This is a genomic window from Marinococcus sp. LNHM4E3-1, assembly GCF_056034405.1.
Window position 1 is genome coordinate 50,680 of record NZ_JBQLID010000015.1, and the last position, 10,947, is coordinate 61,626.

Consider the following 10,947-nt stretch of genomic DNA (forward strand, 5'->3'; position numbering starts at 1 on the left):
ATGCATCCACTATTGGAGAATTTTTCGCCGGAACAGTTTCAGCAGGATCTAGTCGACTGGTACCGGCATCAAAAAAGAGACCTGCCCTGGCGAAGGAGCGCAGATCCTTATCACATATGGATTTCAGAAATTATGCTTCAACAGACAAAAGTCGATACAGTCATTCCATATTACTACCGTTTTTTAGAAGCTTTTCCCACTATTGAAGCTCTGGCAGAAGCTGAAGAAGATCAGGTGATGAAGAAGTGGGAAGGCCTCGGTTATTATTCACGGGCGAGGAACCTGCACCAGGCGGTCAAGGAAGTAGCTGAAGAATACGGTGGAGAGGTTCCGAGTGGAAAAAAAGAGTTTCGGTCGTTAAAGGGCGTCGGTCCCTATACAGCAGGAGCAGTACTTAGTATTGCTTTTGATAAACCGGAGCCGGCAGTGGATGGGAACGTAATGCGCGTGTTTTCGAGGCTGCTGTGTTTGTATGAAGACATCGGCAAGCAGTCCACAAAAAGTACTTTTGAAGCAGTGCTTGGCGAAATTCTGCCGCTTACCTCGCCATCAGATTTTAATCAGGCAGTGATGGAGCTTGGTGCTCTTATTTGTACGCCCACCTCGCCGGGATGTCTGCTGTGCCCAGTGCAGGAACACTGTAAAGCAAGAGCAGCAGGGGTGCAGGAAGAACTGCCGGTAAAAGAAAAGAAAAAGGCCCCGAGAAAGCAGGAAATGGCAGCAGCGATTATTTGGAACGATGAAGGGGAATTATTAATTCATCAGCGTCCGGATAAAGGTCTTCTGGCAAGACTGTGGGAATTTCCGAACACAGCAGTGGAAAATGAAGCGGAGCGTGCCAAAGAAATAGGTGCTTACCTTGAGGCAGATGCATTCATAACCCCCGAAATTGAGCGTCCTGTACAGCGTGTGGAACAAACATTTTCACATTTGATCTGGAATGTGCACGTATATGAGGGGCAGGCGGAAAAAAGCGCTCTGCCGGAGGATTGGAAGTGGGTTTCGCTGAAGGACGTATCGAACTACGCGTTACCCGTGGCCCACCAAAAAATATATAATACGCTGGTTGAAAGGATGGAGTTAAAATGAGCAAAGCTTTTGAGGGGAAAAAAGTATTGATTACAGGCGGTTCCAAAGGAATAGGAAAAGGCATTGCCCGGGCATTTTACAGCCAGGGAGCCGACGTTGGTATCCTGGCTCGTTCTGAAGAATATCTAAAAGCTGCCAAAGAAGAGATAGGAGACATTGAGACCTACGTCTGCGATGTCACTGTAGATAAAGAGAGGCAAAAAACCTTTCAACGGTTTATCGAAGCGTTTGGCGGTATTGACGTACTTGTAAACAATGCCGGGGGAAGCAGCGGTGGAAAAATTGCGGATACTTCTATGGAAGAGTTTACACAGGCGATGGAAACAAATTACTTCCAGGCTGTACACTTTAGTAAAATGGCATATGAGCAGATGAAGGAACGCGGCGGAGCAGTTATTAATATCACATCGATCTTTGGAAAGGAAGCTGGCGGAAAAGCTACGTATAACAACGCCAAAGCGGCGCTGATCAGCTTCACAAAAGCAGCAGGTAACGAGTGGATACAGGACGGGGTGCGGGTTAATTCAATTGCTCCGGGGTCCATTCTGCATCCTACCGGTAATTGGCAAAAGCGGATAGATGAAAATCCAGAAGCGATGGAGCGGTTTGTGGAACAGAATATCCCCGCCGGAAGATTCGGTAATGTGGAGGAAGTGGCAGACGCAGCGTTGTTTCTAGCTTCGAAGGAGGCACGATGGCTTGTTGGCACAACGCTTACTGCTGACGGCGGCCAGTCCCGGATGAATATATAAAACCGGAGGCAGCAGCCTCCGGTTTTATGTTTATTCAGAAACAGTAAGCACGAGGTTGCCGGAGTAACGCTTGTTTTCCAAATCTTTGTGAGCCTGGGCAGCTTCATTCATAGAGTAGGTACGGGCTACGTGCGGGGAAAAGACTCCTTTTTCATAAGCCTGTTGTACTCCGGAAGCTGCTTCCTGCAGCGCCGGAACAGGAGCTGTGAAAAGCAAAATGCCGAGGATGGAAGCATATTTTTTGTTTAAAAGCTGCCATGGAAAAGACGGCATAGTATTCACCGGGGAGCCGACCGCAACGATTCGTCCTCCGGGAGAGAGAATCTGCAAATCTGTATCGGCATTTTCGCTGAAGGACATATCAAGAATAACATCAGCGCCGGGCTGTCCTGTAGCTGAAGCAAAATCCTCCTTCCAGCTTTCATCATTTAGGTTCAAAACGACATCAGCACCGGCGCGGCGTGCGGCTTCGTGTTTTTCAGTGCTGCTTGCTGTAGTGATGACAAAGGCATTATGATGCTTGGCCAGCTGAATAGCGGCATGACCGACCGCCCCGGCCCCGCCGTAAATAAGCACGGTTTCTTCAGGCTGAAGCGCTGCCCGGAAAAATAAGGCCATATGAGCAGTAAGGGCGGGAATTCCAAGAGAAGCTCCTTCGGTATAGCTCATAGCTTTTGGAAGGGGAAAAATGTTTGAAGCCGGGGCGGCTGCCCACTCGGCGGCGGCACCTGGAATGTTTGTGCCCCATACCCTGTCCCCCGGCTGGAAATTTCCTGCACTGCTGCCGACTTTTTCGACGATTCCGGCAGCATCAAAATGAGGAATAGCCGGGAAAGAAGTAACGGGGCGTTTGCCGGAGCGAAAATACGTATCAACGGGATTGAGGCCTACCGCTTTCACCTGTATGAGTACTTCATCCGGCTGAATATCGGGTTTATCCACTTCTTCCATGGTGAGTACATCCGGCGTTCCCTGTTCATGGTAAACGATTGCTTTCAAAAAAATCGTCTCCTTTCGTTTTGCACATAATAGTTTTTTGCCTGCCCTTTTATCCTAACAGTTTTTCAGATCGACAGAAGAAATGTATAATGGAAAGTGATAGAAAAAAGAAGGCAGCAAAAATTGCAGAAGAAGGGAGGCGGGACACATTGGCCGAGCGTAACGAAATCGCCGCAAGCTTCCCGGAAACAGGTAAGCCTATCCAGGTGCAGAGTTATAAGCATAACGGATCGCTCCACCGTGTATGGGAAGAGACATTAATACTGAAAGGCACAAGCAGAGAAGTTATTGGCGGGAACGATCGTATTCTGGTTCACGAATCGGACGGGAGAGTCTGGAGAACGAGAGAGCCTGCTATTTGTTATTTTCATGCCGAAAAATGGTTCAACGTTATCGGCATGATCCGGTCGGACGGGGTGCATTATTATTGTAATCTTGGCACCCCGTTTGTCTATGATAGTGAAGCTCTTAAATATATCGATTATGATCTGGATATTAAAGTTTTTCCGGACATGACCTACAATTTACTGGACGAGGACGAGTATGCCCAGCATAAAAAAGAAATGAATTACCCTGCGCAGATAGATGAAAAGATGGAGACGAGTATTCGGGAACTGCAGAATTGGATCTGCCAGAGAAAAGGCCCATTTAACTCTCAATTTATCGAACAGTGGTATGAGCGTTTTTTGTTTTTTCGATAAGAGGTGAAAAAGATGGGCAGTATTAAACGCTACATGCAGTTTGTGCGGCCGTACAATAAAATAATTGCGGTGACAGTGATTATTGGCATTTTTAAATTCGGTCTGCCGCTTTTAACGCCGCTCATACTTGCTTATATTATAGACCATGTGCTGTTGGCCGATGGCATGGCAACAGCTGAGAAAGCACGAGTGCTCGCCTGGCTGGCAGGCGGAGCGGTTGTGCTTTTTATTATCGTTCGTCCGCCGATTGAATACTACCGGCAGTACTTTGCCCAGTGGACGGGAAATAAAATTTTGTATGATATCCGTGATCAATTATTCAGCCACATCCAGAAACTGAGCCTGCGTTTTTATTCCAACCGCAAGGCGGGCGAAATCATTTCTCGGGTGATCAACGATGTTGAGCTGACCAAGGACTTCGTCATTACCGGCCTGATGAACATATGGCTTGATCTCGCGACTATTATTATTGCACTGATTATTATGTTTACGATGGACGTGGAATTAACGCTGGTGGCGATGTTGTTTTTGCCCATTTATGCCTTTTTCATCAAATATTTTTATTCAAGGCTGCGGGATTTAACAAAAGCAAGGTCGCAGGCTCTTGCAAACGTGCAGGGCCATCTGCATGAACGGGTGCAGGGAATGAGCGTCATCCGGAGCTTTGCGCTCGAAAATCATGAGCAGGGACAGTTCGATACGAGAAACCGGCAGTTCCTGGATCGGGCAGTGGATCACACGCGCTGGAATGCTAAAACATTTGCTGCCGTTAATACCGTGACAGATGTAGCGCCGCTGGTAGTTATCCTGGCGGCCGGCCTGGCTGTATTATACGGAAATTTATCCGTCGGGGAGATGGTGGCGTTCACCTCTTACATGGAGAGGCTTTACAGTCCGTTGCGGCGTCTGGTGAATTCATCTACCACCCTCGTGCAGTCGATTGCTTCAATGGACCGGGTGTTTGAATTTATTGATGAAAAATACGATATTACCGATAAAGAAACAGCGGTGCCGGTGAAGCACGTCAAAGGCGACATTAGGTTTGACCACGTATGGTTTAAATACGAAGAGGATACTAACGATGTATTAAAAGATGTTGATCTGCATGTGAGACCGGGGGAAACTATCGCACTGGTTGGCATGAGCGGCGGCGGTAAGAGTACGATCGTCAGTCTCCTTCCGCGGTTTTATGATGTAAGCGGCGGTGCTCTGCTTCTTGACGGAAAAGACGTGCGGGACTATGAAGTGCGCACACTCCGGGATCATATCGGCATGGTTCTGCAGGACAATATTTTATTCAGCGAATCGGTGAAAGAAAATATCCGGATGGGAAAACCGGAAGCTACGGATGAGGAAGTCATACAGGCAGCTCGTATGGCTAATGCAGAGGTTTTTATTAACGAACTGCCGCTCGCCTACGATACCCCGGTCGGAGAACGGGGCGTGAAGCTTTCCGGCGGACAGAAGCAGCGGATTGCTATTGCCCGTGTGTTTTTGAAAAACCCATCAATACTTGTATTTGATGAAGCCACTTCAGCGCTGGACCTGGAAAGTGAGCATTATATCCAGGAAGCGATGGAGCGGCTTGCACGTGACAGAACGACTTTTATTGTAGCGCACAGGCTTTCAACGATCACCCATGCGGACCGGATTGTCGTAATCGAAGACGGACGTGTAGTGGAATCAGGCAGCCACGAGCAGTTAATGATGGCAGAAGGCTCTTACCAGAGGCTGTTTGACGTTCAGCATGTGTAATTGAAAAGCAGGGAGGGCAACCATGGAAGAAGTCAAAAAGTATTTCAAATATCATCGAAGCAGCCACTTAAACCAGCTGCAAGAATTTTTATCGATACCAAGTATTAGCGCAGACCCTAACCACAAGCCCGATATGGGGACTGCGGCCTCCTGGGTAGAGAAAAGTATGAAGGCAGCCGGTCTGGAAAACACGGCTGTAATGGAAACAGGCGGTCACCCGGTCGTGTACGGGGATTGGATGCACGCCCCGGGGAAGCCTACAGTCCTATTTTATGGCCATTATGACGTGCAGCCGGCCGATCCGGTTGAGCTGTGGGAGACACCGCCGTTTGAGCCGGAGATACGGGACGAAAAAATCTATGCCCGTGGGGCCACGGATGATAAAGGCCAGGTGTTTATGCATCTTAAAACGATTGAAGCCTTCATGCAGACCAAAGGAGAGCTTCCGGTGAATGTAAAGTTCTGTATTGAAGGAGAAGAAGAGGTTGGCAGTCCCAATCTGGATGAGTTTGTAGAAAAGCACCGTGAACTGCTGCAGGGGGATGTACTGCTGGTTTCCGATACGCCGATGCTTGAAAAAGGCCGTCCCACAGTCTGCTATGGGCTGCGGGGGCTGGCGGGTATTCAAATTGATGTGAGGGGGCCAAAAGGAGACCTGCACTCCGGTCTGTACGGAGGCGGAGTCGCAAATCCGCTTCATGCGCTGGCCGACATACTTGCATCCATGCATGACGAAAGCGGCCGTATTACCGTCGATGGTTTTTACGACCGGGTTCTTTCGCTTACGGAGCAGGAACGCCGGGCGTATGCGGAGCTTTCGTATGACGAAGAAAATACAAGGAAAGAATTAAACGTACCGGAGCTGTTCGGCGAAGAAGGGTTTTCATTTCTGGAGAGAACGTGGGCCCGGCCGACGCTTGAAATTAATGGTATGCACGGAGGCTTTCAGGGGGAAGGCATTAAAACGGTGCTGCCCTCTGCTGCTTCAGCTAAGATTACGTGCCGGCTCGTGCCTGACCAGGACCCGGATGAGATTGTCGAAAAGCTGAAAGCTCATGTTCAGCAAAAGACCTCGGAAGGCGTAGAGGTGGAGGTGACTCCGTTTGATAAAGGCCGGCCATTTGTTACCCCGTTTGACCACCCGGCCATCCAGGCAGCCGGTAGGGCGCTTGAAACAGCGTACGGTACAACAGCAGCATATACGCGAATGGGAGGATCTGTGCCTGTCATTGAAACGTTCTCCCAAACGTTAAACGTGCCGGTAGCGTTGATGGGGTTCGGTCTTCCAACCGAAAACTTCCATGCACCGAATGAACATTTTCATCTGGAAAACTACGACAAAGGCCTTGAGGCTTTAGTAGAATACCTGATGGAGATCAGTGAAAACTTATAAATAAAAAAGGAGGGCGCCCGTGCTGGGAGTCCTCCTTTTAGTTTTCAATAGCGAAGAAATCTTCACTGCTATGATAGCGGAAATAGGTCTCGACAAGCCGGTCGAGATGTTCAAGCTGCTCATTATACTCGACGATATGTGCAACAATAGGAAGAAGGTGAAGCCATTCCGAGCGGTCAATGTTTTGCTGCTCATACATTTCCATGAGCTGATCTGTCAAAGACGCTCTGCCCTCATCGACCTCTTCGGCCATCTCCTCGGTAAGATGAGTGGTCACCTTGCCTACATAACGCTGAAGAATTCTGTCATGATAATCCATAAGATGATCAAGCTGATTGCGTATGGCTTCCTGCATGTCTGAAGGCGTGTGCTGCATATCGTTTTCAAATTTATCAAGAGTGCGCAGGATGGTCACGATTTTATTCATCGAAGCGATCATCTGTTTAAAAAGAACAACACGCCGGTCCCTGGTGAGCCGGGCTTTTTTTGTATACACGCGTTCCTCTTTAAACAAAAGGTACAGGTTTTCGATGGAAACGGTCTGGTCTTTAAGAGAGGAAAGGTCTTTCCGCAGCGTCTGACGGTTAGTTTCGTGCCTTCCAAGCAGCCGGATCCACTGAATAGTATCCTGGGTTACGTCCCGGATCTGCTGATACAGCTTAGTTTCATGCTTTGGCGGCAGAAACAGCATGTTGACCAAAAAAGATGCAAGAATCCCGAGCATGATTAAAGCAAACCGCTCTGAGGCAAATAAAATAAAATTGCCGTCTCCGGGCCTTCCCATGATAATGATGACTGTCACAACAGCAATCGGAATGGTGGAGGCATCCAGCTTCAAGCCTAAAATGCCTGCAATAATAATCATCACCGTGACGCCGATAATTACCGGCTCGTGTCCGAAGGCAAGTACCATAACAATAGCTGTGCCAGCTCCGATAATATTAGCCTGAAGCTGGTCGAGCATTGTCTGGAATGTGCGGGATATGGACGGTTGAATAGCGAAAGTAGCGGCGATAGCTGCGAAAAAAGGAGGGTTCAATCCAATCCAAGATGCTGCGTATATAGCGAGAACGATCGCAAGACCGGTCTTGAAAATTCTGGCTCCCAGCTTCATAACGGATTGTATTCCTTTCTGTATTGAACTTAGTGAATGTAGCTGCTTAAGGCTGCGAAGGCCTGGTCCGAAGCTTCCAGCGTTTCTGCTATGTCACCTATACTGTGTTCAGTGGTGAGAAACCAGGCTTCGTATTTTGAAGGAGCGAGGTGCACGCCCCGGTCGAGCATTTCTTTAAAAAAGATGCTGAACCTCTCTGAGTTCGAACGCTCGGCCCCTTTATAGTCTTTTACTGTTTCGTCTGTGAAATAAATGGTAAACATTCCTTTTAACCGATTGATCGTAACGGGAATGCTGTATTTTTCAGCCTGATCGAGGAGACCTTTTTCAAGGCGTTCACCCAGATGATCTAACGTGTCATACACTCCGTCTTTTTCCAATACTTCAAGACAGGCAATGCCGGCACGCATAGAAGCAGGGTTTCCGGACATTGTTCCTGCCTGATAGGCTGGACCCAGGGGAGCGACCTGCTCCATGACATCAACCCGGCCGCCGTAAGCACCGATCGGCAGACCGCCTCCGATAATTTTCCCCATGGCGGTCATATCCGGTTCCACCTGGAGCATGTTTTGGGCAGCACCGTAGGTGAAACGAAAAGCAGTAATGACTTCATCAAAGATAAGAAGAGAGTCCGATTCGTGTGTGAGTTTTTTGATCTCTTCAAGATAACCGGGCTCCGGCTCGACAAGACCGAAATTTCCCACGATAGGCTCGATAAGGACCGCCGCCGTCTCGTCTCCCCAGCGTTTAATGGCTTCGCGGAAGCTTTCAATGTCGTTAAATGGAACGGTGATGACTTCTGCGGCAATATTGGGAGTCACGCCCGCAGAGTCCGGGGACCCGAGCGTCGATGGGCCGGATCCGGCTGCGACAAGCACAAGGTCGGAATGGCCGTGGTAGCACCCTTCGAATTTAATAATCTTATGTTTACCGGTAAAGGCTCTGGCTACACGGATAGTGGTCATTACAGCTTCGGTGCCCGAATTGACGAACCTTACTTTCTCAAGAGAAGGAACGGCTTCCTTCAGCTTTTTAGCAAAAATATTTTCCCATTTGGTGGGAGTGCCGAGCAGCGTGCCTGTACGGGCAGCTTCATTGATAGCTTCAGCGATGTGCGGATGGCCGTGCCCGGTAATAATAGGACCATAGGCTCCGAGGTAATCAATGTAGCGGTTGTTATCCTCATCAAACAAATAGGCGCCGCGTCCTTCTTTCATAAAAACAGGAGTCCCGCCCCCGACACCTTTGAAAGAGCGGGAGGGGCTGTTCACTCCCCCTACAATTAAGTCGCAGGCTTCGTTATAGAGTTCGACTGATTTTTCATAGGACATATTTTCCTTACTCTCCTTACTATCAACTATTTCTTATCTATTGTATCATGGAGAAGAAAAGCAAAAACCATGATATCATAAGATAAAAACAAGTGCTGAGGTGATCGACATGAGTACAGAAGAAAGCAGTGTAAATCCAAAAGATCTGGAAGGGAAACAGGCTCCTGATTTTGAACTTCCCGCTACTACTGGAGAAAATATTCGTTTAAGTGATTACCAGGGACAAAACGTGATTTTGTATTTTTACCCGAAGGATAACACGCCTGGATGTACAACTGAAGCCTGCGATTTCAGGGATGCTCTCCCGGAATTGAATGATAAAAACGTTAAAGTACTTGGGGTCAGCCCTGATTCAATGAAAAAACACGAAAATTTCACCGCCAAGCATGAACTTTCCTTCCCGCTCCTGTCTGATGAAGAACAGGAAGCAGCCAACGCCTTTGGAGTGTGGAAATGGAAGAAAAACTTCGGTAAAGAATACCTTGGAATTGTGCGTTCCACCTTTTTTATTGATACAGAAGGAATCGTGCAGAAAGTATGGGACGAAGTGAAGGTAAAGGACCATATCGCGGAAGTATCCCGGTATGTTGATGAATTCTTGTCATCTTCTAAAAAATAGCAGGCAGGTGAAAAGATGAAACTGCTTCTTTGTATTATCGATAATTTTTATACTGATCAGGTAGAGATGGAAATGAAAGATAAAGGCTACCGTATGACAGAGATTGCGAGCAGCGGCGGTTTTTTGAAAAAAGGAAATACGACGTTTATGTTTGGCGTGAATGAAGAAGAAGTGCCGAAGCTGAAAACAGATTTAAAGGATATATGCCTGGCTTACGAAAAACACAGAGGAAAACGGCCCGAACATTCAAACAGGTTTACTTCTTTTCTTTTAGACGTATCGATGCTTCCTTTTTTTCAATCAGCCCAAGCAGATGAGAATCGCTGACCCCCTTTCATTGACAAGGATCAGGGGGTTCCGATAGAATAGATTATAAGAATTACAAATAAAGAATCGTTTTACAGGAAGAGAGGTGCATGACGATGGCGAGCGCTAGCCTACAGGAAGCAGTAAGTGTCTTGAAAAGCACGAACGTTCGGATGACACCGCAGCGTCATGCTATTTTAGAGTTTCTGCACTCTTCAATGAGCCATCCTACTGCTGACGATATCTATAAATCTCTTGAAGAACGTTTTCCGAACATGAGTGTAGCCACAGTCTACAATAATCTTCGGGTTTTTAAAGATGCTGGTATAGTGAAAGAATTAACCTACGGGGACTCCTCAAGCAGATTCGACTGCGTGACTTCAGATCATTACCATGTAATATGTAATGATTGCGGGAAAATTGTAGACTTTCATTATCCGGGCCTGGATGAAGTAGAAACGTTAGCTGAACATGTAACGGGCTTTGAAATTGAAGATCACCGGCTGGAGATTTACGGAACATGCCCGGAATGTACAAAGATGAGCAAACAGTAAGCTGTTTTAAAAGCCTTCATCTTTTTAATGGATGAAGGCTTTTGTATGCTTTTTGAACACAGGAAGTTCTCTTAAAAACTAATTTAAAATTATTTTGCAAAAGTGGTTGACGGTCTTATAGGCCGATGTTATATTACTAATTGTCGCCAAAACGGCTGACAGAAAAGAGAATAACGAATTAAAACTTCTTCAAAAAGTTGTTGACATTCATTATTCAAAAATGATAAATTATAAAAGTCGCTGTTTAGCGGCAGATCGTTCTTTGAAAAGGAAAGACAAGCCAGAGCCCCAATCAAAAGCAACACATTTTTAGGGCATTTCGGATGCCACAGCA

12 protein-coding genes are annotated in these 10,947 nt (G+C 47.3%); 8 read left to right on the forward strand and 4 right to left on the reverse strand.

Going from position 1 to position 10,947, the window contains the following annotated elements; translation table 11 throughout:
• Together mutY and ACTRXI_RS14095 are read left to right on the forward strand one after the other, a co-directional pair.
• Complete coding sequence (gene mutY, locus ACTRXI_RS14090) at positions 1–1,089, forward strand: A/G-specific adenine glycosylase (protein ID WP_474263568.1); 1,089 nt, start codon at positions 1–3, stop codon at positions 1,087–1,089.
• Positions 1,086–1,841, forward strand: coding sequence for an SDR family NAD(P)-dependent oxidoreductase (locus tag ACTRXI_RS14095; RefSeq protein WP_474263570.1), 756 nt, complete (start codon positions 1,086–1,088; stop codon positions 1,839–1,841). The genes mutY and ACTRXI_RS14095 overlap by 4 nt, the downstream gene beginning before the upstream one ends.
• Before the next feature lie 30 nt (positions 1,842–1,871).
• Here ACTRXI_RS14095 and ACTRXI_RS14100 read toward each other — a convergent pair whose 3' ends face one another.
• Positions 1,872–2,840 (reverse strand): NADPH:quinone reductase, encoded by a 969-nt coding sequence (locus tag ACTRXI_RS14100; protein WP_474263572.1) that lies wholly within the window; start codon positions 2,838–2,840, stop codon positions 1,872–1,874.
• 89 nt (positions 2,841–2,929) lie between these two features.
• Between ACTRXI_RS14100 and ntdP the strand changes: the two genes are divergently transcribed.
• The 3 genes from ntdP to ACTRXI_RS14115 are packed head-to-tail and all read left to right on the forward strand — an operon-like array spanning position 2,930 to position 6,689.
• Positions 2,930–3,541 carry a nucleoside tri-diphosphate phosphatase gene (gene ntdP, locus ACTRXI_RS14105; RefSeq protein WP_474263574.1) on the forward strand — a complete coding sequence of 204 codons (612 nt, stop codon included), beginning with the start codon at positions 2,930–2,932 and terminating at the stop codon, positions 3,539–3,541.
• Positions 3,542–3,553: 12 nt separating this feature from the next.
• Positions 3,554–5,296 carry an ABC transporter ATP-binding protein gene (locus ACTRXI_RS14110; RefSeq protein WP_474263576.1) on the forward strand — a complete coding sequence of 581 codons (1,743 nt, stop codon included), beginning with the start codon at positions 3,554–3,556 and terminating at the stop codon, positions 5,294–5,296.
• Positions 5,297–5,318: 22 nt separating this feature from the next.
• Positions 5,319–6,689, forward strand: coding sequence for a dipeptidase (locus ACTRXI_RS14115; protein WP_474263577.1), 1,371 nt, complete (start codon positions 5,319–5,321; stop codon positions 6,687–6,689).
• A gap of 37 nt (positions 6,690–6,726) precedes the next feature.
• Here the strand turns inward: ACTRXI_RS14115 and ACTRXI_RS14120 are convergent, their stop codons facing one another.
• Positions 6,727–7,803: an FUSC family protein gene (locus ACTRXI_RS14120; protein ID WP_474263578.1), complete on the reverse strand. Its 1,077-nt coding sequence runs from the start codon at positions 7,801–7,803 to the stop codon at positions 6,727–6,729.
• 29 nt (positions 7,804–7,832) lie between these two features.
• Positions 7,833–9,134, reverse strand: a complete 1,302-nt coding sequence (locus ACTRXI_RS14125) for a glutamate-1-semialdehyde 2,1-aminomutase (RefSeq protein WP_474263580.1) — start codon at positions 9,132–9,134, stop codon at positions 7,833–7,835.
• Positions 9,135–9,243: 109 nt separating this feature from the next.
• On the opposite strand from ACTRXI_RS14125, the gene bcp reads away from it, so the two are divergent.
• The 3 genes from bcp (at position 9,244) to perR (ending at position 10,613) form a co-directional block, all read left to right on the forward strand.
• On the forward strand, positions 9,244–9,753 hold the full coding sequence (gene bcp / locus ACTRXI_RS14130) for a thioredoxin-dependent thiol peroxidase (protein WP_474263583.1): 510 nt from the start codon (positions 9,244–9,246) through the stop codon (positions 9,751–9,753).
• 15 nt (positions 9,754–9,768) lie between these two features.
• Positions 9,769–10,080, forward strand: coding sequence for a cyclic-di-AMP receptor (locus ACTRXI_RS14135; RefSeq protein WP_462864827.1), 312 nt, complete (start codon positions 9,769–9,771; stop codon positions 10,078–10,080).
• 95 nt (positions 10,081–10,175) lie between these two features.
• Positions 10,176–10,613 carry a peroxide-responsive transcriptional repressor PerR gene (gene perR, locus ACTRXI_RS14140; RefSeq protein WP_322526179.1) on the forward strand — a complete coding sequence of 146 codons (438 nt, stop codon included), beginning with the start codon at positions 10,176–10,178 and terminating at the stop codon, positions 10,611–10,613.
• A gap of 128 nt (positions 10,614–10,741) precedes the next feature.
• On the opposite strand, the gene ACTRXI_RS14145 is transcribed toward perR, so the two are convergent.
• Positions 10,742–10,947: hypothetical protein (locus ACTRXI_RS14145; RefSeq protein WP_474263585.1), on the reverse strand; the 206-nt coding region annotated here is incomplete at its 5' end.